The following is a 25,145-nucleotide window of genomic DNA, read 5'->3' as shown; positions in this document are numbered from 1 at the left end:
TCACCAGCGTATTTCTGTTATACTGGGAGCAGTATGTTCAACTTCAGCTCGTAGCTATTCCACAGGGAGGGAAGAACTGTATGTCTGCAGAACAAGACGATCAAGAGCACATCCCTATCGATGTTCTTGTCTGCCCATTATGCGGTGAAGCTAATCGCTGTTCCTATGCCGCAGGACATCCTCATTCGGAATGCTGGTGTAACCGGGCTACTTTCCCCGAGGGTGTATTTGACCGCATTCCGGCAGAACAGCGCCGAAAATCGTGTATATGTCAGCGCTGTTTGGATGAATATGCCGATAAACATCAACCAAAAGAAGAGCCACACAGTTAACAACTGTGTGGCTCTTCTTCATTATGCCTAATCTATATAGTTAGCTGGCTAGCGCTGCTCTTACATTTGGTTATACTGGGCAACAGCCTGTTCAAGCACCGGATGATGCTCATCCATCGACGTGTAATGGTGGAGCGCAGCTGTAATTCCCTTCTGGCGAATCATGTCCTGTAGTTCCACTGCTTCCGGATCATCGGAGACATCGAACTTGCAGGCTGCTGCCATGCCCATAGCCAGATAGGTCGTTTCGGTTCCATCCGCATAAGCCTGAAGGGCCGGGCGAACCAGACGATCATTCGGAGACAGCTTGCGCAGCGGGGAACGACCCACACGAGTAACCTCATCGGTGAGATACGGGTTGACAAACCGTCCCAATATTTTGAAAATATACTGCTCATGCTCTTCCGGATTGAATGCAAAACGCTTCACCAGAACTTTTCCGGTTTCCTGCAAAGCACCGTAGACAATGGATTTTACCTTTTCATCGGCAATAGCCTTCTGAATCGTGTCATACCCGTGCACATTGCCGATATATGCTGCAACGCAGTGTCCTGTATTCACCGTGAACAGCTTCCGTTCGATATACGGCTCCAGATCATCAACATATAGAATGCCCTCAACCGGTTTGAATGCAGGGGCCATCTGGGAACGATCCACCACCCACTCGTAAAAAGGCTCCACCTGTACATGCAGAAGATCTTCATGATGCTGGATAGGCACGATCCGGTCTACGGCCGAATCTGGAAAATACACGTACTGATCCGCAAGGGAACGTGTCTCATCTTTGAGCAGAGCATATACTTGCTCTTTCAATTGTGTACTGGCTCCAATTGCGTTCTCGCAAGCAATAATGTGAAGAGGGTTTTGTGCAGGACCGGAATTCAGTCTTTTTTCAAGTCCCTTCGCAATACCTGGTGCAATATGTTTCAGTACGCCCACGCCCACTGCGGTTGTGATCAGATCAGCTTCCACAACGGTTTGGGCAACCGTCTCCAGCTGGGTTCCATCGATCGCATTTACACCTGTCACGGTCTCCTGATCCTTGCTCTCGTTAGCCAGTTCCACCGTATACTGACCCCGTTGCTGGAGAGTGGTTACCAATGTCTGATTCACGTCGGAGAAAACCACCTCATACCCTGCCCGGGAGAGGATTAATCCGATAAAACCGCGTCCAATGTTACCTGCTCCAAAGTGTAGGGCCTTCATAGCTCCATTTCACTTTCCAGAATCGCGATAACTTCTTCGGCTGTTTTCGCGAGACGCAGGGCCTCCATGTTCTCATCCTCAGCACAGATCACCGCAATGCTAGTCAAAATCTCCATATGTTCCCCGCCTTGAGCCGCGATACCAATGACCATATAAGCCTTCTCATCGCCAAAATCAACACCCTGTGGATACTGAATAACGGAGATGCCTGTGGATAAAATAAATGCTTTGGATTCCTTCGTACCGTGCGGAATCGCAAGACCGTTCCCTACATAGGTTGAGACAATCTCTTCACGTTCAATCATCTTCTCAATGTAATCAGCGGTAATATGTCCCGCATCCTTCAGAATCTGTCCTGCCATACGAATCGCTTCGTATTTGTCCTGAGCCGTCGCATTCATGATGACTTTATCTGTTGTTAACATACTCATAATGGTTGACCTCCAATTTCGGTTTTACTGCGATAAAATCCAACAAGTTCCTGGGACAGGTAATGAATGAGTTCATCCCTGATTCCCTTTTCCAGCAATGTAATCATTTCTTCCTGCAATAACAGGGCGCTGATCTCACTGAGAACCTCCAGGCTTTCCTTGGATAATTCTCTGGGACCAAGCATCAAGAGGACATGGGTAACTCCTGCCGGATCATCCGGTGTACGAAGGAGTGGCTCAGTGAGCTGAAACAAGCTAATGGACGGCCTGTAAATCCCCTCACTGCGTGTATGAAACAGCGCAAGTCTTGTACCAGGAATTTTCTGACTCCCCACTGCTTCACGTGCCTCCAACCGTTTTGCGATCTCCCCCGGTTCCTTCAACACACCAGTTCCATGGAGTACGTTGCACATCGCATAGACCGTTTTATAGAACCCGATGTCCTGATTATCCAGCGGGTACACCTGAAACTTGCCAATAATTCGGACGATTTCAACTAAAATAGCTTCCATTCCGTCAGGGTCAGAGTAACGACTTGTGGTCTGAACCTCTGCTTCACGGGGCTTACTATGCTGTCGTTGTAACGTTGTTGTTCTGATAAAATGACGCAGACGTTCGCTCTCTTCTGCCGTAAGCAGTGGACTCACTTTGTAATACTGATGCTCATCCATCGGCAGATCAACAGTGGATAAAACCAGATCATATTGATCTGTAGGTATCCGTGCAGCTTCATACCAGGACACGCTATCCATGATCCGAATCTCAGGAATCTCCTTGGATAATCGGCTGGAAAGCATGCGTGATGACCCAATTCCGCTTGTACACACGATGATCGCCCTGATCTCCCGTTTCAATGCACGTAACCTCTCGATGGAAGCTCCAAAGTGCATAACCAGGAAACCAATCTCCTCATCCGGAACGTCTGTGCCTGGCCAAGCTTGCCCAACAGATTGTTTGACATCTTCAAAAAGTGAATCATAATCCTTGCGAATCTGCTGCAAAAGCGGATTACGAATCATCTGTTGTCCTTCAATTCGCTCCATTACAGGTTGCATATGACTAAGCAGACCTTCACGAAGCAAACGATCCTCATGAAAGGCGTAATGCGTCCTCGCCTGCATCTGATCAATCAGTGAATGTACCCTGTCCAGTAAAATCAAGTCGTCGATTGGCAACAGCCGCGAAGAGTGAATCCGCTGCTCTGTCTCAACCAATAGTCTGTGAAAATAAGCTTGCTCATCTTGGGAGAATGTCAGCCCCAGCTGGGTGGATAACACACCACACAAGCGGGAAGCCATATAAGGTGGAACCTTCATTTCATCCTGCTCTGTAACTGCATCTCCCGTGTTCTCTCGTGGAGACATACGGCCAATGCCAAAGCCTTTACGAATACGTACAACCGCGACGGATAATTGAATCAGCAGCTTCATGTATTGGCGTTCCGGGATGTTCTCCAGCCACTCAATGTCTGGTTGCCATAAGGCATTTTCGACCGTAAGCACATCACCGTGTCCAATCATATCCAGCAATTTTTGGTTTACGATGGAGCCACCTTGTTCAGGTTGTCTTCCGAACAGGTCGGATTCATCCAGAAATTCCAAAGCAAGTGCAGCTATGGCTGTGCGATGAATCGTCTCACTCCCGTTAATCTTGACGCCATATCCACGTCTGCGAACCAGCTTCAGTCCCGCCTGACGAATCCGTGACTCCAGATCATCCAGATCCGTGGTTACGGTGGATACGGTCACTTTCAGATCCGAAGCCAGAGCGAGTAACTTTACAGGCTCCGCTTCATCAAGCAGGATGCAAAGCATGAAGAGCTTACGCTCTTCCGGCGTAAACTCTACATATTCTTTACCCTCCAGTTGCTGGCGCAATACAGCCAGATCATCGGAACTGGCATCAATTCGGATACCGGTTCCTGATTTTTTTTCCAGCCTCATGCCCAAAGGTTCAAGCCATTGTTCAATCATTTGCAGCTCCCGGTGAACCGTTCGGGTACTAACCTTTACTTCAACGGCAATTTCACCGGCAGTGACTTCATGTGGATGCTCCAGCAGAAACTCCACGATTTCACGTTGTCTTTTGGTAATACTCATATCTCAGCCTCCGGCTCAGGGAAAACGATTGCGCGCAATTACTTCAGACGTTCAACAAGCGCATCGTATTCCGGGCTTTTTAGGAAGTTGTCGATGGATATATGTTCTGCGTTTGGCGCAACGGAGCGGGCACGATCGGTTAATATTTGTTGTGTGATTACCACATCTGCATCCGGCGGGATATCACTGATGGCCGTATTGGTCACCGTAACGTCAATCCCCTCTGCCTTCATCTTCTTGCGGAGAATGGAAGCACCCATGGCACTCGACCCCATGCCTGCATCACAGGAGAAGACAATCTTCTTCACATCTGTTCTCACTGTAGAAGAAGCCTTATCTGAAGCTCTGTCTGCTTCACGATGATTATTAGCCGTAATGCCTGCGTTTGGCACGGTTCCTTGACTCTTCATGTCTTTCATTCGACTGGATGCGGACTCCAAATCTTCGTCCTTTTGTTTACCCGTTTTCAGCAACACTGCTGCAATCAAGAATGAAACGACTGCTGCTACAAGCACCCCTGCGAGCATCGGCAGGTATCCACCTTTTGGTGTTAACAAGAAATACGCGATAATACTACCCGGTGATGGTGCCGAAACAAGTCCTGCTCCGGTGAGCATGAATGTTAATGTACCTGCGACGCCACCCGCGATTGCGGCAAGAATCAGAATCGGTCTCATCAGAATGTAAGGGAAGTAGATCTCATGAATTCCCCCGAAGAAATGAATGATAACGGCACCTGGTGCAGAAGATTTGGCCATTCCGCGTCCGAAGAAACAGTAAGCAAGCAAGATACCAAGTCCCGGACCCGGGTTGGATTCAAGCATGTATAATACGGATTGCCCTAATTCTCTTGCTTGATCGGTTGCAATCGGTGTCAGAATACCGTGGTTGATTGCATTGTTCAGGAACAATACTTTACCTGGTTCGATAATCAGGTTGACCAGCGGTAGCAAGCCCAGATTCATCAGACCTTGCACACCGGCAGACAATATTTTGCTAATCGCTTCTACAGCTGGCCCAATACCCAGTAGAGCAAAAATCCCCAAGATCCCGCCAATAATACCGGCTGAGAAGTTGTTAACCAGCATTTCGAATCCGGCTTTAACTTTACCTTCGATTGATTTATCGAACTTTTTGATGATCCATGCTGCCAGTGGTCCGGCAATCATGGCACCGAGGAACATCGGAATATCACTACCCACGATGACCCCTATGGTCATAATGGCACCCACGACACCACCACGCTGACCATGCACCATTGTACCCCCGGTGTAACCAATCAAGAGTGGCAGCAAATATTTGATCATCGGATCAACTAGCTGTGCAAGCGTCTCGTTAGGGAACCAGCCTGTTGGAATAAACATGGCCGTAATTAATCCCCAGGCGATGAATGCACCCATATTCGGCATGACCATACCGCTCAGGAATCGGCCAAAACGCTGCACACCTACCCGTAGCCCACCTTTGGAATTGGACGATTGGTCCAAATTACTCATTGTATTATCCTCCTTGGATCAAGTGATTATGATTTATGAAAGGGGTATCATTTCTCCCCTGCTGTAATCCTAAGCGAGAATGCTCTCCTGTTCAATGAAATGAAAGCGTACTTTCGTCATGAACAATGATGACAACATTAGGTTATGTAATCGTTTTAATCGATGCATAATGGCTGAAACCATTGGTACACAAGGCTTTTCTTGCCTATGACTTTTGTCATTTCCAACAACATTTTCTACCCTATAGCTTGGTCCAATCAGGTGATTTACATCCACAATCTGCTTGAACCCTCATTCAACATCATTCTTGGAAAACAGAAAAAACCTGTGCAAGCATCAGGCTCACACAGGTCGAAACAATATGAAGCTCATTTTATTTGGTTATAAAATATATGTTAATAAGTACAAGTACGTTGATCCTATTCTTCCGTATGTTTACGATACGCGTCTGCATTCATCAATGTAGACAATGCTGCTGTCAGATCTCCCTCAACACGAATCTCAATCATCCAGCCTTCCTCGTAAGGAGAGCTGTTCACAAGTTCTGGTGAATCCTGCAATGAATCATTGACCGCAATTATTGAACCTGTGACTGGAGAAAACAAGTCTGACACCGTTTTGACCGATTCAATCGTTCCAATGCTATCTTCTGCTTTTACATTGGTCTCAAGGTCAGGCAATTCCACAAACACAATGTCACCCAGCTGATGCTGCGCGAACTCGGTAATGCCAATACGTACAGTATCCTCCCCTACGGTTTGCACCCATTCGTGCTCTTCACTGTACAGGAAATCACTTCTCAATTCGCTCATCGATATCCGCCTCGCTTTTCATTAAATGAGTGCATGCGTTCTTTGACCTTAACCTTTTTCCCAGAACATAGCGTATGATATTTCGGATTCAAATGTCAAGATACCTCACAATTTATTTGATAACGGCCTCCCCAAACCGTAACCTAAATACACTCTTTCTACATATACTGGTGAAAACTAGAATAGTAAGCGTAGTCTTTTTGGATACACGAACAATATCGTTTAAAATATATTAAACATTCGGTTTTTCTCCATTATCAATGATATCGTTCTTGACATCAGTAGTGGATTCACGTTTTAATGAGGAGAGTAAATGTGTTTATTGGACTATGTTATACCCGCGGATGAATGTAAAGGGAGAGATTACCCGTGACACCCGATTCGGGATGTACATGAGGTAACGCCGAAGGAGTAAACCACCGATAAGCGGGGGTGAATCTCTCAGGCAAAAGGACTTTTACGGGACGCAACTCTGGAGAGCATCTATTCGCCCTGAACAGGCGTTATGATCACCCAAGGGGAAACCTGCTGTACAATACAGCGGGGTAACTCTCAGGTACAAGGGACAGAGCCTTAGAATACAGCGTGCTACTTGGCATGCCGATTCTTTGGCCTGTCCTTTTCCTTTTTCCCAAAAAAACGAAAAACAGGATTTCAATCGGCGCTGCCATAGCTGCCTTACCATACTTATCTACGAATGACTTCTAGCTGAAAAATTAAAAAATACCCTGGTTCATTGATCCACGATTGCATATTCGGCCGGTTGACGGCCCATGACGAGGTGATTTGATGTCCGATTTGCTTAGAACACCACTCTTTCCCCTGTATCAGCAATACGAAGGCGTACGGTGCATTGATTTTGGAGGCTGGGAGCTTCCGGTGCAATTCAGCGGAATCCAGAAAGAACATGAAGCGGTGCGTGAGCGTGCTGGACTGTTCGATGTATCCCATATGGGCGAATTCACGGTACTGGGGGAGCAGGCTGAAACATTTTTGCAACAAATGATGACTAATGATGTGACCACGCTGGTTCCCGGTCAAGCCCAGTACACTCTGATGTGTTATCCAGATGGTGGTGTGGTGGATGATCTGCTCGTGTATAAGCTGGAAGATCAGCATTATATGCTCGTCGTTAACGCCTCCAATATCGACAAGGACTGGGCGTGGCTGCAAGAGCACTTGATCCCTGGCGTAAACATGACCAACGATTCGGAGCAGACGGCGCTACTTGCCCTGCAAGGTCCACTGGCTGTGGATATTATCGGAAAAGTTACCGAAACGGATGTATCGGCTATTGAACCGTTTCGTTTTGTGCAGAATGCCGAAGTATGTGGAGTGAAATTGCTATTGTCCCGTACCGGTTATACCGGTGAAGATGGCTTTGAACTATATATTCCAGCAGATCAGGCCGCTACCGTCTGGAACGGATTAATGCAAGCCGGCGAAGGTCACGGACTGGTGCCAACCGGACTTGGTGCCCGGGATACATTGCGCTTTGAAGCTAGGCTGCCCCTGTATGGACAGGAATTGTCGGCAACCATCTCTCCGCTTGAAGCTGGTGTTGGCATGTTTGTGAAGTTAAATGCCGGACCTTTTATCGGACACGAAGCCTTGTTACAGCAAAAAAATGACGGGCCAGCCCGCAAACTGGTTGGCATCGAAGTGCTGGAGCGCGGTATCCCCCGCCCCCACTATCCGATTTACGCAGAAGGCGTACAGATTGGTGAAGTAACAACAGGCACGCAATCACCTACATTGAAGCGTAATCTGGGGCTTGCCCTCATCGACAGCAAATACGCTGCGCTCGGAACCCCACTTGAGATTGAGATTCGAGGTAAGAAACTAAAAGCCGAGGTCGTAAAGACCCCTTTTCATAAACGGACACGTACGTCAAAGACACCTACTCAAGGAGCTGATCAAGCATGAGCAAGCACCGTTACATTCCCATGACAGAACAGGATCAGAGTGCCATGCTCGCAACCATCGGTGTGGATTCACTGGAGGAACTGTTCCAGGACATTCCTCAGGAGATTCGTTATCAGGGCGAGCTGCCCGTATCCTCCAAACTCGATGAATATGCGCTGACACGGCACATGTCCAAACAAGCTGGTGCCAACGCCAATTTCGAAACACACGCCAGCTTCCTCGGCGCAGGCATATATGATCATCATGTTCCTTCCGTCATCAATCATGTCATTTCACGTTCCGAGTTCTACACTGCCTACACACCTTATCAGCCTGAGATCAGCCAAGGTGAACTACAGGCCATTTTCGAATTTCAATCCTACATTTGTGAATTAACCGGTATGGCTGTAGCCAATGCCAGTATGTATGACGGCGCAACCGCCTTTGCTGAAGCAGGTAATCTGGCCGCAGCAGCAACACGTCGCAAACAGCTTATCGTATCCCGTACCGTTCATCCGGAAGCCCGTCAGGTATTGCAGGCGTATGCGCACGGACTCCGTCTGGAGATTGTCGAGATCGGTTATAAGGATGGGGTCACGGACTGGGATGCCCTGCAAGCCGCCATATCGGATGATACCGCAGCTGTCATGATCCAGAGCCCGAACTTCTTTGGTGCTGTGGAAAATGTAAAACAAGCGGCTGACCTTGTGCATGCGCACAAGGGCCTGCTCGTCGTAAGTGCTAACCCGCTATCGCTGGGTCTGCTGGAAGCCCCAGGCAAGCTGGGTGCCGACATCGTCGTTGGTGATGCACAGCCCCTCGGCATCGCCGCTTCACTCGGCGGCCCGACATGCGGATATTTCGCCGTATCCCAGCCTCACATGCGCCGAATTCCTGGCCGCATTGTAGGCCAGACAACGGACCGCAACGGCAAACGTGGATTTGTACTCACACTGCAAGCACGTGAACAGCACATCCGCCGCGAAAAAGCGACATCCAACATCTGTTCCAACCAGGCTTTGCTTGCGCTCAGCGCATCTGTATATATGTCCATCATGGGTAAACAAGGCATGATCGATGTCGCGGATCTGAATCTGCAAAAGAGTCATTACACCCTAAATACATTAACTGCGATTTCCGGTGTTAGCCTGACGTTTAAGGCGCCAACATTTAATGAATTTGTGATTAAGCTGCCTGAAGGAACTGACATCGATGCCCTTCAACTAAAACTGCTGGATGCGGGCTTTATTGGCGGCTATGAACTTGGACGTGATTATCCGGAGCTTGCCGGACATATGCTAATCGCCGTTACCGAACGACGCAGCAAAGAAGAGATCGACGAATTCGCACGAGTATTGGAGGGATCGCTGTGACTCAGGAAACGACAACAACGACAACATCGATACAAGGACCAGGACAATCTGATATGGGTGCCTCTGTCTCCACTCCGGCTCAATCTGAGACAGCTACAACATTCAGCGCACAGACCTTATCTCCTGCTCCGGAACAATCATTGATCTTTGAACTCAGCAGCCCTGGACGTGTCGCTTATTCCCTGCCGGAATGTGACGTTCCTCGTCAGGCTGTTGATACGTTGATTCCCCGGGAAATGCTCCGTTCGGAAGTAGCGGCACTGCCGGAAGTATTCGAAGTAGATGTTATCAGACACTATACTGCGCTGTCCCGTCGTAATTTCGGTGTAGATAACGGATTTTATCCGCTGGGTTCTTGTACGATGAAATACAATCCGAAGATTAATGAGGATGTTGCACGTTACAATGGTTTCGCCAAAATCCACCCTTATCAGCATGAATCCAGCATTCAAGGTGCACTTGAACTGTTATATACATTGCAAAATGACCTTGCGGGGCTGACAGGCATGGATGCGGTAACCCTGCAACCAGCCGCTGGTGCCCACGGAGAATGGACTGGACTTATGATGATTCGTGCCTACCACGAAAGTCGTGGTGAACAACGTACCAAAGTCATCGTGCCCGATTCTTCTCACGGGACCAACCCGGCAAGTGCAACCGTTGCAGGATTTGAGACTGTGACGATTCCATCCCGTGCAGACGGACTGGTTGATCTCGATGCACTTCGCGCAGCCGTTGGTTCGGATACAGCAGCATTGATGCTGACAAACCCGAATACACTTGGTTTGTTCGAGAAAGACATTCAGGAGATTGCATCCATCGTACACCAAGCTGGTGGCTTGTTGTACTACGATGGCGCGAACTCCAATGCCATTATGGGCATTACCCGTCCGGGTGATATGGGCTTTGACGTGGTGCATCTGAACTTGCACAAAACGATGAGCACGCCTCATGGCGGTGGTGGACCTGGTGCCGGACCCGTCGGGGTGAAGAGCCGTCTGATCCCGTTCCTGCCTAAACCAATGGTGATCAAGAATGATGATGGTGTGTATTCACTGGACCGTGAAGGAGATCAATCCATTGGCCGGGTCAAAGCGTATTATGGCAACTTCGGTATTTTGGTACGTGCCTATGCCTACATTCGCACCTATGGACCGGAAGGCTTACGCCGTGTATCTGAGTGTGCGGTACTGAATGCCAACTATATGATGGCCCGTCTCGCACCTTACTACGAGATTCCGTATCCAGGGGTATGTAAACATGAATTCGTCATGTCTGGTCGGGGATTGAAGCAGTATGGTGTGCGTACACTGGATGTTGCCAAACGATTACTTGATTTTGGATATCATCCGCCAACGGTGTACTTCCCGCTCAACGTTGAGGAATGCATCATGATCGAGCCGACGGAAACCGAAAGCAAAGAAACACTGGATGGGTTTATTGATACGATGATACGGATTGCCAAAGAAGCGGAAGAGACACCAGAGTTGGTACTCAACGCACCTTACGGAACACCGGTCACTCGTCTGGATGAAACAACAGCAGCTCGTAAACCTGTACTGAACTGCGCTTGCAGTTAATCCAATCATTGTTCTCACAGAAGCTCTTGCTGACATTCCAATCAGCAAGAGCTTTTCGAATTGCCTTCCCTCCGAATCATATTATCCCGCTCATAACAAAAAAAGCCGATATCCACAATGAATCGCGGATATCGGCAAAATTGCTGCACGACTGCAGCTTTTTATCGGAAAAAGAAACCCTTAAAATCGGGTGGAAACCCCGTAAAATTACATTATGCTTGAATGCTTTGAACCAATTCAACGACTTGTTCAGCCGTTTGCATATCCAGAGCTTTAGCAGCCAGTTCTTGCATATCCGCACGGGACAGCTTGGTGATCTGACTACGAGCTGGCAGAATGGAGGTTGCGCTCATGCTGAACTCATCCAATCCAAGACCGAGCAGCAATGGAATTGCTGTTTCGTCTCCTGCCATCTCACCACACATGCCAACCCATTTGCCTTCACGATGCGCTGCATCGATAACCATTTTAACCAAACGCAAAATGGCCGGGTTGTAAGGTTGGTACAGATACGATACACGTTCGTTCATACGGTCTGCAGCCATAGTGTATTGAATCAGATCGTTCGTTCCGATACTGAAGAAATCCACTTCTTTGGCAAACTGATCCGCGAGAACTGCAGTCGAAGGAATTTCGACCATGATTCCGAGTTGAATGCTGTCAGAAACAGCAATACCTTCAGCAACCAGCTTCTCTTTCTCTTCGAGCAAGACAGCTTTTGCTTCACGGAATTCACCCAGTGTTGCGATCATTGGGAACATGACACGCAGGTTTCCATGTACGCTTGCCCGCAGCAATGCACGCAATTGTGTACGGAAGATATCCAGACGGTCCAGACACAGACGAACTGCGCGGAAACCGAGGAATGGATTCATTTCTTTTGGCAAGTCCAGATATGGAAGTTCTTTGTCTCCACCGATGTCGAGTGTACGAACAACAACAGGTTTGCCTTCCATTTTTTCCAGTACCGCTTTGTAAGCATTATACTGAATGTCTTCGGAAGGAAGCTTGTCTCTACCCATGTACAGGAACTCGGTACGGTACAGGCCTACAGCCTCGCCGCCATTCTCCAGAACACCCGTTACATCATTTGGTGTACCGATATTGGCTGCAAGTTCAACATGAACGTTGTCCACGGTTACTGTTGGCTCATCACGCAGTTTTCTCCACTCTGCACGTTGTGCATCATACTGTTCCTGTTTGGCACGGTATTCAGCAACAACTTCGTCCGTAGGGTTAACCAGCACGTGACCATCCAGACCGTCAACGATGATCATATCACCTTGTTTCGCTTGAGCCAGGATGTCCTTGGTCCCAACGACAGCCGGAATCTCAAGAGAGCGAGCCATGATCGCCGAGTGAGAAGTACGTCCACCAATGTTGGTTGCAAAACCTTTAACAAATTGGCGGTTCAATTGAGCCGTGTCCGAAGGCGTCAGATCCTCCGCAAGCACGATCACTTCTTCATTGATCTCAGCCGGACTCATGAAGTCGATACCAAGCAAGTGATTTAGCACACGTTTGGTAACGTCACGCATATCTGCTGCACGTTCCTGTAAGTATGCACTCTTCATGTTCTCAAACATGGAGATAAATTGCGATGCCGTTTCGTTCAAAGCAAATTCTGCATTGATCATGTCATCTGCAATTCTAGCTTTAACCGGATCAATCAGTTCCGGGTCATTCAGAATGAGCAAATGCGAAGCAAAAATCTCAGCTTTTTTCTCGCCAAGCTCTTGTAAAGTACGCTCTTTGATCGCCTCAAGCTCAGCCTGGGATTTACCCAGAGCTGAGTCAAGTTTTGCGATCTCTGCGTCAACGTCGTTAATTTGGCGTTTTTCTACAGAGTAGTCAGGATGCTCCAAGATAAACGCCTTGGCGATAGCAATACCCGCCGAAGCCGCGATCCCGGAGACATTAAGCATTAATTTCGCCCAACCCTTCGTTAACCATAACGTCAGTCAAAGCTTGAAGAGCTTCAGCTTCGCCTTCGCCTTCAACGATAATGCTGATGGTGTCGCCTTGTTCCAATCCGAGGGAAAGAACACCCAGGATGGATTTCAACGTTACTTTTTTACCGTTAGCTTCTGCAAAGGATTCTGCACCTTTGAATTTGTTTGCTGTATTAACCAGGGCTGTCGCCGGACGTGCGTGGATACCATCTTCGTCTGTAATTCTGAATGTTTGTTGCATTACAATCATCTCACTTTCAGTAGTTTGGTTTAGGCATTGCATATATTTACACTTGCTTGCCATCGTCGTAACACTTCTTATTTTATCTCAATGATTGGCTGATCGCCAACTTTGAGTACTCCACTCTTCTTCAGGGTTACCGTGGAGCCCTCTGGCAGGTTGGTGAAAATAACTGGCGAAATGATGGATGGAGCGTTTGCTTTCACATACTCCAGATCCACTTCCATAATCGGCTGACCCGCCGATACCAGATCACCTTCCTGTACCAGTACGTTAAAGCCCTGACCCTTCAGCTTCACCGTATTGACACCTATATGAACAAGCACTTCCTTGCCTCCGTCGGACATGATGCCCACGGCATGTTTGCTTGGAAATACATTAAACACTTTACCATACACAGGAGAAGTTATTGTACCATCATGTGGCAAAATTGCGAATCCATCACCTGTCATTTTCTCAGCAAATACTGGATCAGGTACATTCGTAATGTCCATCAACTCACCATTGACTGGCATGACGATGTCCTCAGCAACGATACGCTCGCCTTGCTCACCTTGTGCCTTCTCCTCTTCAGGAGTTGGTTTGGCTGCTACTGGCGTTGGTGCTGGTGTTCGTCCTGCAATAATATCCTGCATTTGAGATTTGATTGTGTCGGAACGTGTTCCGAAGATGGCTTGAACATTATTACCCACTTCAAGCACACCAGATGCACCCAATTGTTTCAAACGATCTTTTTTCACATTGGATTTCTCATTAACTTCAATCCGCAAACGAGTAATACAAGCGTCCAGATGTTTGATATTTTCCTTGCCACCGAAAGCTTCGAGAATATTATGGGGCAGATCATCCGTTGAACCGGAGCCTCCACCAGATTCGGTTTCAGGCGTTGCATCTTCACGTCCTGGTGTTTTGAGATTGAATTTGCGGATGATAAACCGGAAACCGAAGTAATAGATTACCGCAAGAATCAATCCGACAATAATAACGTCCCACCATGGTGTACGGTTTGGAATAATACCAAAGATCAGGAAGTCAATGAACCCACCGGAGAAGGTCATACCGATCTTCACACCCAGAATTTGCATGGTCATGAAAGACAAACCTGCAAAGATACAGTGTACTGCAAACAGGATTGGTGCTACAAACAGGAACGAGAATTCAAGTGGTTCTGTAATACCTGTCAGGAAAGAGGTCAGCGCAGCTGAACCCATGATACCTGCGACATACTTTTTGTGTTCCGGTCTTGCTTCATGGTACATCGCAAGAGCGGCCGCTGGCAAACCAAACATCATGAACGGGAATTTACCAACTTGGAATGTTCCCGCTGTGAGGTTAACACCATCACGCAATTGATTGAAGAAGATTTGCTGGTCACCACGAATGACATCTCCAGCTTTGTTCACATACTCACCGAATTCAAACCAGAATGGGGAGTAGAAAATGTGGTGAAGACCAAACGGAATTAATGACCGTTCCACAACACCGAAGATAAATGCCGACAATGTCGGGCTTGTATCGACCATGAAGTGAGACACAGCATTCAATCCATTTTGAATTGGTGGCCAGATAATCACCAGAACTAACCCCAGCAAGAGGGAAACAACCGAAGTAACAATCGGAACAAATCGTTTACCTGCAAAGAAACCCAGGTAGGACGGCAGTTCAATTTTGAAAAATCGATTGTAACAGAGCGCGGCGGCAATACCTATGATAATACCTCCGAATACGCCTGTACTCAATGTTGGGATACCCAGAATGCTGGCATAACCCGGTACTTCGCCGATCATTGCTGGTGTAACCCCTACGGCTGTACCCAGTGTGACGTTCATGACCAGATAACCGATGATGGCTGCAAGACCCGCAACCCCTTCGCCACCAGCCAATCCGACGGCTACACCGACGGCGAACAGCAATGCCAGATTATCGAACACGATCTGACCTGCGTTCATCATAATTGTTGCGATCGAGTTCACCCAAGGGGTGTCGAGCGCCGTTACATATTGCAAGAAATCTGGATTAACCAGCATGTTACCGATTCCAAGCAGCAATCCTGCCGCAGGTAGAATGGCTACAGGCAACATAAGAGCTTTACCTACTCTTTGCAATACACCAAAAAGCTTTTTAAACATCGCGTCGTATCTCCCTTTCGTCTAAGTTATATGTCGTGATGCAAGCAAGGAAACACAAAAAAAGGCATGAATTAATAAAGTGAACTGTGCCAACCTTCGGGTATAGCATACCCTGTATAAGGTAAGAACAATCACACTCAAATTAACTCATGCCTGATCGAGTCAGTAACACGTCGCTTATGTTTATTCAGTTGCTTGATTACGGACACCATTGTAGCACCAGTTCTAATCTATTGCAAGCCTTTACACCAAAAAAATCAATCCGTCATTCCTTCACTGGTCACTTATCCTCTTCTTCTTTCCGTTGATTCAGCCGTTGCAGGTGAATGGTTAGATAACCTACCTCTGCAGGATAAACAGGCAGATTCAGTCTTTTCTCCATCACTTTGGTCAGTTTCCATGCAAGCGAGTACATTTCGGGATACTCCAACTTCAGCAGGGAATCCAACTTATGAAGCTCTTCCACTTTGTCTCCACGGCGAACACGCTCAAGAGCGAAACGAAGATGAGTCAGCAAACGAGAGTAATCAAGCGATTCCGTTTCAAACGAATAATCCAGTTGATTAGACACCAGGTTCACCAAATCAGTGATCAATTGAGAATGCTCACGTACTTGGGATATATTTTGATTGGTCATTGCACTATAGATATGGAGCGCAACAAAACCAATCTCGTCCATCCCGAGATCTACACCCATTCTCTCTTTGATCAGACGAATGGCGTAATCTGCCATTCGATATTCTTCCGGATAAATCTCGCGAGTCTCATATAAAAATGGATTTTGTATGACAATACCCTGCTCTTTGCGTTTTAACGCGAAAGAAATGTGATCGGTTAATGCAATATGGATATGTTCATTCAGAGGAACATCTGTACGCTCTGCAATATACGTAATAACTTCGTTAATAATCTCGATCAGTGCTTCATCCACCTGTGGAAGAAGCTGTTTGTACTGCTCTTGCTCCTGCTGGTTTTTCAAAATGAACATTTTCTCCACAGCCATCAATGGAATGTGATCACTCGGCTTTCGGTTAAAGCCAATGCCTTTACCAATAACAACGACTTCCCCGTGTTCAGGATGCTGTGCAATGATTACATTATTATTTAGCGCTTTATCTACATGCAGGCTGCTCATTGTTTGCACCTCTTTTTCACACCATCTTAGGTGCGATAAGTCACACCCTGTTACGAACGAAAAGACACCCGGAGCGGGCAAACCGCGCCGGACGTCTCGCTTAAAAAGTAACAAAAATTCGCCTTAAGGTCAATAGAGCAACCATGTAACATTCCACGTGTTTCTTACTCGTCAACTCCAGCTCTTTCCACAATCTTATCGATTATAGAAGGAGTTGTAACCGCCTCGCTCTGTTGAATGGTAACTGGCGCAGGTGTTTTGGACTTGGTAAGGCCTTTAATCAGCTGCTCTACATCAATGCCGGATACACTCTTAAGCATCTCTGGAGCCGTCGCCATAAGTTCGGTAACATAGTTACTCACTCGTGTGGCACCTTCACCCTTACCTGTATCTACCACCGTCAGTTTATCAATAGAAGCAATTGGCTCTGCAATTTTACCAGCCAGTTCAGGCAGCATTTTGACAATGATATCGAGTACAGCCGCTTCGCCAAACTTTTGGAACGCCTCAGCCAGTTTTTCCTTCGCTTCTGCTTCTGCAAGTCCCTTCAAACGAATAACTTCGGAGTCCGCTGTACCTTTTGCAAGTTCAGCATCCGCCATAGCCTGACCTTCAAGTCGCTTCTGTTCCGCTGTTGCTTTGGCGTGTGTCTCGATGGAGTATTGTACTGCATCTGCTTCGCGCATTCTTTTTGCTTTGTCTGCTTCGGCAGCCTGCTCTACTGCATAACGATCTGCTTCTGCCTTTTTCTTCACTTCGGCGTCATATTGCTTCTCACGTACGATGATTTCCTTGGCCTGAATGTCAATTTCCCGCTCCTTACGAACGAGTTCAACCTTCATTTCCTCTTCAACTACGGTTTGTCTAGCACGTGCTTCATGGATATGGTACGCCTGATCGGCTTCCGCTTTGGCTGTATCCTGATCCCGCTTAAATGTGGCTACTTTCAGTTCCTTCTCTTTGGCTGCCTCGGCGATATTGGTATCCCGCAGCAACTCTGCTTTTTGCCCCTGCTCTTCCGCATTGGCCTTTTGAATACGTGCATCACGCATCGCTTCCGCTTCAGCAATTTCTGCATCACGCTTCACAGCAGCAATTCTCGGTTTACCGAGGGCATCCAGGTAGCCCTGTTTATCACGTACGTCCTTGATGGTAAATGAAACAATTTGCAGTCCCATTTTCTTCAGATCTCTAGCGGCTACGCCTTGAACCTCTTGCGCAAACCGATCCCGGTTCCGATATACTTCTTCTACCGTCATTGTACCGAGGATGGCCCGCAAATGCCCCTCCAGTACCTCCTGTGCTTCGCTTCTCAGCGCTTCTACAGGTTTACCGATAAATTGCTCAGCTGCCGTAGCAACGTCCTCTACAGCGCCTCCAACCTTGATAATAGCGACACCGTCAGCAATAACCGGAACACCCTGCTCCGTATACACTTCAGGTGTGGAGACATCCAGCTTGTGGGACAACAAGGAGATAAATTCGGATTGCTGGAATACCGGCAGGATAAATGCACCGCCACCACGGACAATCTTAATTTTTCGGCCAGAATCATCATCAGAGATATTTTTGCTACCCAGGAATGATCCCGTAACGATCATCGCTTCATCCGGTCCAACCGTTTTGTATCTCGCCCAGAAAGCCAATCCCAGAATCAGTATTACAGCAACCACAACTATAGGAATCAACAATACATCCCAATTCAAATTCAAACTTTCCATTCCACATCTCTCCCCTTATTCATTCATGATGAGTGCTTAAAACTACTTAGGTGACAAGAATACTTTATAAATCTTTAAGTACATTTTCATCCCATTCCGACACACGCAGTACGCCATCTACAACATCCACAACAACAACACGGGCTCCCGCCGCAATGGGGAGGTGTTCAAAACTGGATGCCGTTTGAATCGTACTGCCGGATGCAAAGCGGATCATTACTTCACCAAAACCTTTTTCCGGTACCGGAATGGTAATTTCCCCAATTTTCCCAGATAACTCTTTCATTGAAAATGCAATTGAGACATCGCTGTTACGCATCGGTTTGATATATGCGAAGAATACCAGCATGGCTGCAGCAATACCTATAAGCAGGGATAATATTAGACCCGACATCGCACTTAATGAACTGTAACGTGTCAGCATAATGCCTGCCCCACCGAAGGTTGTAATGGAACCAGCTAACACAACGGGTTTGAAAAAATCAAGACCTGGCATCTCAAAAGCCCCGTCCAGCAAGCCGTCAATCAAGTCACCCAGCACCAGGCTGACAACCGCAAATATGGCTCCTCCGATCAGACACCCCCAATAGATCGTCTCCATCCCCTGTTCCTCCTCTCTCTGCTGCAAATTCATACTAACTGGGCATTCCACATGTAAATAAATACGTAGCTAACATCAAAATGTTTCAAAATCTTTCCTCAAATGTATTCTGGAGCCGATAATGGGTATTATCACGACAATCTTTACTTCATGCTTCAAGATCCTCCATCATTCGCGTACGCATCCAACACATAGAAAAACCGCAAGCCCCCATAAAGGAGACTTGCGGTTTTTGGACAGCAGGATGTGTCCGTTCACTTGTATGTGATTATAGAGTTACAGAGAAGCCTTGTAGATGGATACAACATCTTCCCGTTGTAGTTTCTTGAAGTTACCGAATGGACCAAACAACATAGCTTTATCAGCCATAACATCAATCTGGCTATCATCGATATCGTAATCAGCCAAACGGTTAGGGGCACCGATGGATGTCCAGAATTGGCTCAGCGCATCGATACCTTCTTCGGCAATCTGTCTGTCCGACTTGCCTTCAGGATTCACTTCGAATACATTAATTGCCAGACGTTTGAATCGATCCACATTGACATCCAGGTTATGTTTCATCCAGTGCGGGAACAAGATCGCCAGTCCTCCACCATGCGGTATATCATACACTGCGGATACCGCGTGTTCGATATTATGTGTTGCCCAGTCTCCTGCGAGACCCATATTCAGCACACCATTCAATGCCATCGTTCCGCAATACAGAATCGTTTCGCGCAGTTCATAGTTCTCCAGATCCTCAACCAGACGAGGTGCTGCTTCCATTACCGTACGCAGAATCGTTTCACAGAAACCGAGTTGAACCGGTGTGTTGGCATCCAGATGGAAGTAATGCTCCAATACGTGGGACATCATATCCACCATACCATATACCGTTTGGTCCAGTGGAACAGTGTATGTATTCACCGGATCCAGGATGGAGAATGCAGGGAATGAGTATGCACTACCCCAGCCCAACTTTTCTTGTGTATCCTGATTCGTAATAACCGAACCGGAGTTCATCTCTGAACCCGTTGCTGCCATCGTTAATACGGTACCGAGCGGAAGAGCGTCTTGTGCAACGGCTTTGCGCTTAGCAAAATCCCACATGTCGCCATCATATTTAGCACCTACAGCAATCGCTTTGGAGCAGTCCAGTACACTACCGCCACCTACAGCGAGAATCAGGTCAATGTTATTCGTCTTGCAAAGGTCTACCCCTTTATGCACTGTAGAAAGACGTGGGTTAGGTTCAACGCCTGCCAGTTCAGTCACTTCTGCTCCAACTTCCTTAAGCAATCTGATCACTTGATCGTACAGCCCACTGCGTTTGATACTGCCGCCACCATATACAAGCAGAACCCGTTTACCGTATTTCGGTACTTCTGTCTTTAATGCTTCCAGTTGTCCTTTACCGAATATCAGACGGGTTGGATTATAGAATTGGAATGATCTCATATCTATTGTCGCCTCCAATGGAGTTTAGAATTTTTTGTGCAACTCCAATTATAGTACCCCGTTTATAGAAAAACAAATCGATAGCCACTCACTTTATAACAATCCGTTAATCTCCAAATGTGCTCTAAACATCTCGCTCGTTGAAGGCAAATCCTCAGCGTCCACCCATGTTTCATGGGCCCATAACCCAGCCTGTTTGAATGCTCGCGGACAATGAATAAAACACTCTTCCACATCCACAATGACAGCTGCACCTATGGTTTTACCACTCCATCCCATGCTCGCAATGAATTCTTCATCCTTGGTGATGGAAGCTGTACCATTGATACGCAGCACTTCATTCATTCCCGGAATCAGAAAGAGCATACCGATACCTGGGTCAGACAGAATGTTCAACAAGGAGTCTATCCTTCGATTGCCTGGGCGTTCTGGATAAACGAGTCGATATGTATCATACACTTTTACGAATCCTGCTCCATCGCCCCGTGGAGATACATCACTTTTACCATTATGATCGGACGTGGAGAGGAAAAATAATGGTGACATGGATAAAAATTTCTGAACATGTGAATCCACAAATGAAATTGCCTTGTTACGCACATGTTCATGCGGTTCACCCACCATGCCTTGCAGTTCCTCAGCATCTGTAATCAACGTAATATCCAATGCCTGCTTTTCCAAGATATTAACCCCATTTCCTCAATTCATTGTGGTACTCTAGGACTTCACTCCATTATAACTGGCTCGGAAGTTCATTCCAATGCACACAAATATCAAGAAAGACAAGAACACCCGCTCATGATGGGCGGGTGTTCTTGGGTTATGTTAATTATGTTGATTCCTATTCCGTGTATCCCATGCTGCTTACAAAACGACGGAAAGCCTGGCGTCCTGCTTCATCATATTTGTAGACACCTGCATGTTCGAGAATCTCGGCAAATTTCAAGCCGACTTCCTGCTGTACGATGGAAATGGCTTGTTCTTTGTCCAGGTTAGGCCCAAATCGTTCAACCAACTCTTCGGCCCAGCCCAGATGTTTGTTCAACACATGATCAGAAGCTTTGGCTGCTTCAGCAAGTTTGGCATCTCCAGCGAGAATATCCGCGATACTGTCCAGCTCTTCCTTCAAACGGCCTGGCAGGATGGCAAGTCCCATCACTTCGATCAGACCAATGTTTTCTTTCTTCAGATGGTGCATTTCACGGTGAGGATGGAAAATCCCTTCAGGATGCACATCATTTGTGCGATTGTTACGCAAGACGAGATCCATCTCGTAGCCACCGTCTGCACTGCGGCGAACGATTGGTGTTACCGTATTGTGTGGTACCTGTTCACCGTCTACTTCACTGAATGCTTCGATATCCACAGCCGAATCACTGTAAACCTTCCACGCTTCATATACAGCGTTACCGGCTTCAAGCAGCTCTGCAGGATCGTGTGAAGCCAGACGCATGACGGACATTGGCCATTTCACAAGACTCAAAGTAAGTCCAGGTGCATCCGCATGGCGGAAGACTGCCTCTGGCTGTGCATTTTGAATGGCAAACGTATGACGTCCGCCCTGGAAATGGTCATGTGTCAGGATAGAACCGCCAACGATCGGAAGATCGGCATTAGACCCGATGAAGTAATGCGGGTACTCCCCAACAAAGGCAAGCAGCCTGCGCAGCGTATCTTTGGTCAGTTTCATCGGCACATGATCATGATGGAAAATAATACAGTGCTCGTTGTAGTACACATATGGCGAGTATTGGAACAACCAAGGCTCGTTATTAAGATTCAGCGGAATAACTCGCAGATTCTGGCGGGCCGGGTGGTTCACCCGACCAGCATAGCCTACATTTTCACGACACAGTTGGCATTTTGGATATACCGGTGGCGGAAGCAATTTCGCCATGGCAATTTCCTTCGGGCTTTTCTCCGGCTTCGAGAGGTTAATGGTAATCTCCATCTCCCCATAAGCCGTATCCTGCGTCCAATAGACGTTCTTCGAGATGCGATCCATCCGAATGTAGTTAGAGTTAATCGACAAGTCATAGAATTGAGATGTGGCCGCCTCAATGCCTTCCGTCTGCTCGGTGTGGCGGAATGCGCGTACCACTTCGGATGGGCGTGCCATCAAATGACCCATGATTTTGGCATCCAGCAAATCACGGAACGTATCGCTATTTTCAGGAATGAGTCCAATGGTAAATCCATAATCGATCAACGTATCCAGCATCGCCTGTGGACCATCGGGCACTGTTGTGTCCAAATCGCCGGCATAAGGCTCCGAGAATCCGAATTGTTCCAGCAAGAGGTTGCGGCTGTAATCCCAATCCGCTTCCTCAATTAATTGTTTCTGCAAGGCAAATGCAACCAGACGTTCAATGGCATGCAGTGCTTCCTGCTGCTCCGGTGTCCGCTCTGTGGCACCTGCTGCAATATGAGTCTGTGACATAAGGTGTTCGCCTCCTAGTTTTTTCCGTAGCCGTCAGGACGTGATTGGTGCCAGCTCCAAGCGCTTTGAATGACATCTTCCAGATTGGTCCATTTTGGATTCCAGCCCAGAACGGATCTCGCTTTTGCAGATGAAGCTACTAGCACTGCCGGGTCACCTGCACGACGTGGTTCCTGTACAACCGGGATATCGAGGCCAGTTACTTTTTTAGCTGTTTCGATCACTTGTTTTACCGAGAATCCAGTGCCGTTACCCAGATTAAACACGTTACTGTTCTCACCTTTGCGCAGGTAATCCACTGCACGCAGATGTGCATCAGCCAAGTCGCTCACGTGGATATAGTCACGGATACATGTTCCATCTTCGGTTGCATAGTCGTCACCAAATACTGCAATATGCGAGCGTTGTTTCAAAGCCGTTTGCAGTACGAGGGGGATCAGGTGACTCTCTGGCTGGTGATCTTCACCAATTTTGCCGCTCTCATGCGCACCGGCTGCATTGAAGTAACGCAGGGAAACGTACTTGATATCCTGAACTTTATCGAACCATGACATCATGCGTTCCATCATCAGTTTCGTTTCACCATATACGTTGGTCGGCTCTGTACGATCGCTTTCTTCGATTGGCACTTTCTCAGGCTCACCGTAGGTCGCTGCCGTGGAAGAGAAGACGATGCGACGTACATTTGCTGCATTCATCGCTTCCAACAGACACAGTGTACCAAACACGTTGTTGTCATAATATTTAACCGGGTCTTTCATACTTTCGCCTACGAGTGAGTTGGCTGCGAAGTGAATAACCGCATCAATTGAATTTTCAGCGAATAGCTTCGCCAAAATTTCTTTGTCACGCAGATCCCCTTCATACAATTTACCGCCCAGCAGCGCCTCACGATGCCCTGTCTGCAAGTTATCCAGTACGACAACCTCTTCTCCACGTTCCAACAAAGCCGCTACCGTATGAGATCCAATATACCCTGCTCCACCTGTCACCAAAATTGCCATTTTACTTCGCCTCCTTCAATTCTTTAACACCGTCACCTACGCCGCATACATAAAAATCACCTTTGAGAGTGGTACGTGCTTCATATGCAGCGCCCACTTCGCTTACAAAACGCTCGACATCATTTTCATGCACCAGCGATACGGTGCAACCGCCAAATCCTGCGCCAGTCATCCGTGCACCAAGCGTGCCTGGAATCCGCTGAGCTTCTTCAACCATAACATCCAGCTCATCACAGCTAACTTCATACAAATCACGAAGCGATTCATGAGAAGCGTTCATCAATTGGCCGAAGGTTTCCAGATCATTACGCTGCAATGCTTCGACTGATGCGAGCACACGCGCGTTCTCTTCCACAACATGTTGTGCACGCTGTCTAACTTTCTCATCCTTGATCTGATCCTGTAGTGTTACGAACTGCTCTGGCGTCAATTGAGCCAGGTAATTCAGTGCAGGCAGCTGTTCCTTCAAGATGGCAAGTGCCTGCTCGCATTGGGAGCGACGTTCATTGTACGCCGAATCCACCAGCCCGCGGCGTTTGTTTGTGTTCCCAATGACCAATTTGTAAGAGCCTGTACGGAAAGGAACCTTTTCGTACTCCAGTGTGTCACACATCAGCAGAATCGCGTGATCCTGCGCACCGTTTGCAACAGCGAACTGATCCATGATTCCACAGTTGACGCCTACGAACTCATTTTCCGCTTTCTGGGACAGAAGTGCCAGTTGAACCGTATCAATATCCGACACGCCCTCCAGAGACTGAATCGCGAATCCGGTAAGTACCTCCAGAGATGCAGATGATGAAAGTCCTGCCCCGTTCGGAATCTCCCCGTGGTACAGGAAGTCGTACCCTTTCGTTACATTCACGCCTTTGCCTTGCAATTCAACCATGACACCAACAGGATAGTCGGTCCATTCACCCGTTTTCTCCTTACCAATAGTGGAAGTATCCAGTGCTCCTTCATAAGACATGTTCGTGGAAGCCAGTTGCAACTTGTTGTCCTGACGCTCACGGATTATTAATGTTGTTCCAAATTCAAGTGCTGCCGGAAGCACGTATCCACCATTATAGTCAATGTGCTCACCGATCAGATTCACACGCCCAGGGGCATGAAATACACGGATGTCCGCTCCACTCTCTCCGTACTTCTCAATAAACTTTTGTTTCAATTCAGTTACGTTCACTGCTTCTGCACCTCGCCTCGTTGTTGTGGTTTTCTTAATGTTATTATATAAGAAAGCGGTGCCTC

20 protein-coding genes and 1 riboswitch are annotated in these 25,145 nt (G+C 47.5%); of the genes, 4 read left to right on the top strand and 16 right to left on the bottom strand.

Annotated features, from left to right (window positions below; genetic code table 11):
- Positions 1-80: 80 nt before the first annotated feature.
- On the top strand, positions 81-332 hold the full coding sequence (locus MKY73_RS05645; RefSeq protein WP_339306113.1) for a cysteine-rich CWC family protein: 252 nt from the start codon (positions 81-83) through the stop codon (positions 330-332).
- A 60-nt stretch (positions 333-392) separates the two neighbouring features.
- Here MKY73_RS05645 and MKY73_RS05640 read toward each other — a convergent pair whose 3' ends face one another.
- From MKY73_RS05640 to gcvH, 5 genes are all read right to left on the bottom strand, one after another.
- The gene (locus tag MKY73_RS05640) at positions 393-1,538 is read right to left on the bottom strand and encodes a mannitol-1-phosphate 5-dehydrogenase (protein WP_339306111.1); all 1,146 of its coding nucleotides are present in this window, start codon (positions 1,536-1,538) and stop codon (positions 393-395) included.
- A complete protein-coding gene (locus MKY73_RS05635; RefSeq protein WP_339236891.1) occupies positions 1,535-1,969 on the bottom strand; it encodes a PTS sugar transporter subunit IIA in 435 nt (144 codons plus the stop codon). The genes MKY73_RS05640 and MKY73_RS05635 overlap by 4 nt, the downstream gene beginning before the upstream one ends.
- Positions 1,966-4,068, bottom strand: coding sequence for a BglG family transcription antiterminator (locus tag MKY73_RS05630; protein WP_339306109.1), 2,103 nt, complete (start codon positions 4,066-4,068; stop codon positions 1,966-1,968). Before MKY73_RS05630 ends, MKY73_RS05635 begins: the two co-directional genes overlap by 4 nt.
- 38 nt (positions 4,069-4,106) lie before the next feature.
- Positions 4,107-5,564 (bottom strand): PTS mannitol transporter subunit IICB, encoded by a 1,458-nt coding sequence (locus tag MKY73_RS05625; protein WP_339306107.1) that lies wholly within the window; start codon positions 5,562-5,564, stop codon positions 4,107-4,109.
- A gap of 419 nt (positions 5,565-5,983) precedes the next feature.
- Complete coding sequence (gene gcvH / locus MKY73_RS05620) at positions 5,984-6,376, bottom strand: glycine cleavage system protein GcvH (protein ID WP_339306105.1); 393 nt, start codon at positions 6,374-6,376, stop codon at positions 5,984-5,986.
- Between the two features lie 344 nt (positions 6,377-6,720).
- Positions 6,721-6,843, top strand: a riboswitch (glycine riboswitch).
- A gap of 322 nt (positions 6,844-7,165) precedes the next feature.
- Here gcvH and gcvT point away from each other — a divergent pair.
- From gcvT to gcvPB, 3 genes are read left to right on the top strand one after another with little or no spacing between them, the layout of a single operon-like run.
- Positions 7,166-8,302 carry a glycine cleavage system aminomethyltransferase GcvT gene (gene gcvT / locus MKY73_RS05615; protein WP_339306103.1) on the top strand — a complete coding sequence of 379 codons (1,137 nt, stop codon included), beginning with the start codon at positions 7,166-7,168 and terminating at the stop codon, positions 8,300-8,302.
- Positions 8,299-9,654, top strand: a complete 1,356-nt coding sequence (gene gcvPA / locus MKY73_RS05610; RefSeq protein ID WP_339306101.1) for an aminomethyl-transferring glycine dehydrogenase subunit GcvPA — start codon at positions 8,299-8,301, stop codon at positions 9,652-9,654. Before gcvT ends, gcvPA begins: the two co-directional genes overlap by 4 nt.
- Complete coding sequence (gcvPB, locus tag MKY73_RS05605; RefSeq protein WP_339306100.1) at positions 9,651-11,234, top strand: aminomethyl-transferring glycine dehydrogenase subunit GcvPB; 1,584 nt, start codon at positions 9,651-9,653, stop codon at positions 11,232-11,234. The genes gcvPA and gcvPB overlap by 4 nt, the downstream gene beginning before the upstream one ends.
- A gap of 212 nt (positions 11,235-11,446) precedes the next feature.
- Here gcvPB and ptsP read toward each other — a convergent pair whose 3' ends face one another.
- The 11 genes from ptsP to MKY73_RS05550 form a co-directional block, all read right to left on the bottom strand.
- Positions 11,447-13,159 carry a phosphoenolpyruvate--protein phosphotransferase gene (ptsP, locus tag MKY73_RS05600; protein ID WP_339306099.1) on the bottom strand — a complete coding sequence of 571 codons (1,713 nt, stop codon included), beginning with the start codon at positions 13,157-13,159 and terminating at the stop codon, positions 11,447-11,449.
- Entirely contained in the window at positions 13,152-13,427 is a 276-nt protein-coding gene (locus MKY73_RS05595; protein ID WP_036617010.1) for an HPr family phosphocarrier protein, read from the bottom strand. The genes ptsP and MKY73_RS05595 overlap by 8 nt, the downstream gene beginning before the upstream one ends.
- 77 nt (positions 13,428-13,504) lie before the next feature.
- Positions 13,505-15,556: a glucose-specific PTS transporter subunit IIBC gene (gene ptsG, locus MKY73_RS05590; protein WP_253440114.1), complete on the bottom strand. Its 2,052-nt coding sequence runs from the start codon at positions 15,554-15,556 to the stop codon at positions 13,505-13,507.
- A gap of 280 nt (positions 15,557-15,836) precedes the next feature.
- Positions 15,837-16,691 (bottom strand): PRD domain-containing protein, encoded by an 855-nt coding sequence (locus tag MKY73_RS05585; protein ID WP_339256945.1) that lies wholly within the window; start codon positions 16,689-16,691, stop codon positions 15,837-15,839.
- Positions 16,692-16,855: 164 nt separating this feature from the next.
- Positions 16,856-18,412 carry a flotillin family protein gene (locus tag MKY73_RS05580; RefSeq protein WP_339306097.1) on the bottom strand — a complete coding sequence of 519 codons (1,557 nt, stop codon included), beginning with the start codon at positions 18,410-18,412 and terminating at the stop codon, positions 16,856-16,858.
- Positions 18,413-18,476: 64 nt separating this feature from the next.
- Positions 18,477-19,013 (bottom strand): hypothetical protein, encoded by a 537-nt coding sequence (locus tag MKY73_RS05575; RefSeq protein ID WP_017686844.1) that lies wholly within the window; start codon positions 19,011-19,013, stop codon positions 18,477-18,479.
- A 276-nt stretch (positions 19,014-19,289) separates the two neighbouring features.
- On the bottom strand, positions 19,290-20,453 hold the full coding sequence (locus MKY73_RS05570) for an iron-containing alcohol dehydrogenase (protein WP_339306095.1): 1,164 nt from the start codon (positions 20,451-20,453) through the stop codon (positions 19,290-19,292).
- 93 nt (positions 20,454-20,546) lie between these two features.
- A complete protein-coding gene (locus MKY73_RS05565) occupies positions 20,547-21,134 on the bottom strand; it encodes an MSMEG_1061 family FMN-dependent PPOX-type flavoprotein (RefSeq protein ID WP_339306094.1) in 588 nt (195 codons plus the stop codon).
- 160 nt (positions 21,135-21,294) lie between these two features.
- Positions 21,295-22,893, bottom strand: coding sequence for a UDP-glucose--hexose-1-phosphate uridylyltransferase (locus MKY73_RS05560; RefSeq protein WP_339306092.1), 1,599 nt, complete (start codon positions 22,891-22,893; stop codon positions 21,295-21,297).
- 14 nt (positions 22,894-22,907) lie between these two features.
- Positions 22,908-23,897, bottom strand: coding sequence for a UDP-glucose 4-epimerase GalE (galE, locus tag MKY73_RS05555; protein WP_091020409.1), 990 nt, complete (start codon positions 23,895-23,897; stop codon positions 22,908-22,910).
- Position 23,898: 1 nt separating this feature from the next.
- A complete protein-coding gene (locus MKY73_RS05550; protein WP_253440133.1) occupies positions 23,899-25,080 on the bottom strand; it encodes a galactokinase in 1,182 nt (393 codons plus the stop codon).
- Positions 25,081-25,145: the final 65 nt, after the last annotated feature.

Source organism: Paenibacillus sp. FSL R5-0519 (genome assembly GCF_037974275.1).
Taxonomy (GTDB): domain Bacteria; phylum Bacillota; class Bacilli; order Paenibacillales; family Paenibacillaceae; genus Paenibacillus.
This window is presented reverse-complemented; position numbering and strand designations above follow the sequence as displayed.

What these genes read in the sequence shown, in the direction of transcription:
- gcvH (WP_339306105.1), bottom strand. Translation starts at nt 6,376, where the DNA reads ATGAGCGAATTGAGAAGTGATTTCCTGTACAGTGAAGAGCACGAATGG.
- MKY73_RS05575 (WP_017686844.1), bottom strand. Translation starts at nt 19,013, where the DNA reads ATGGAGACGATCTATTGGGGGTGTCTGATCGGAGGAGCCATATTTGCG.
- gcvT (WP_339306103.1), top strand. Translation starts at nt 7,166, where the DNA reads ATGTCCGATTTGCTTAGAACACCACTCTTTCCCCTGTATCAGCAATAC.
- MKY73_RS05640 (WP_339306111.1), bottom strand. Translation starts at nt 1,538, where the DNA reads ATGAAGGCCCTACACTTTGGAGCAGGTAACATTGGACGCGGTTTTATC.
- MKY73_RS05595 (WP_036617010.1), bottom strand. Translation starts at nt 13,427, where the DNA reads ATGCAACAAACATTCAGAATTACAGACGAAGATGGTATCCACGCACGT.
- MKY73_RS05625 (WP_339306107.1), bottom strand. Translation starts at nt 5,564, where the DNA reads ATGAGTAATTTGGACCAATCGTCCAATTCCAAAGGTGGGCTACGGGTA.
- ptsG (WP_253440114.1), bottom strand. Translation starts at nt 15,556, where the DNA reads ATGTTTAAAAAGCTTTTTGGTGTATTGCAAAGAGTAGGTAAAGCTCTT.
- MKY73_RS05585 (WP_339256945.1), bottom strand. Translation starts at nt 16,691, where the DNA reads ATGAGCAGCCTGCATGTAGATAAAGCGCTAAATAATAATGTAATCATT.
- MKY73_RS05635 (WP_339236891.1), bottom strand. Translation starts at nt 1,969, where the DNA reads ATGAGTATGTTAACAACAGATAAAGTCATCATGAATGCGACGGCTCAG.
- MKY73_RS05580 (WP_339306097.1), bottom strand. Translation starts at nt 18,412, where the DNA reads ATGGAAAGTTTGAATTTGAATTGGGATGTATTGTTGATTCCTATAGTT.
- MKY73_RS05560 (WP_339306092.1), bottom strand. Translation starts at nt 22,893, where the DNA reads ATGTCACAGACTCATATTGCAGCAGGTGCCACAGAGCGGACACCGGAG.
- MKY73_RS05645 (WP_339306113.1), top strand. Translation starts at nt 81, where the DNA reads ATGTCTGCAGAACAAGACGATCAAGAGCACATCCCTATCGATGTTCTT.
- MKY73_RS05630 (WP_339306109.1), bottom strand. Translation starts at nt 4,068, where the DNA reads ATGAGTATTACCAAAAGACAACGTGAAATCGTGGAGTTTCTGCTGGAG.
- gcvPA (WP_339306101.1), top strand. Translation starts at nt 8,299, where the DNA reads ATGAGCAAGCACCGTTACATTCCCATGACAGAACAGGATCAGAGTGCC.
- MKY73_RS05570 (WP_339306095.1), bottom strand. Translation starts at nt 20,453, where the DNA reads ATGAGATCATTCCAATTCTATAATCCAACCCGTCTGATATTCGGTAAA.
- ptsP (WP_339306099.1), bottom strand. Translation starts at nt 13,159, where the DNA reads ATGCTTAATGTCTCCGGGATCGCGGCTTCGGCGGGTATTGCTATCGCC.
- galE (WP_091020409.1), bottom strand. Translation starts at nt 23,897, where the DNA reads ATGGCAATTTTGGTGACAGGTGGAGCAGGGTATATTGGATCTCATACG.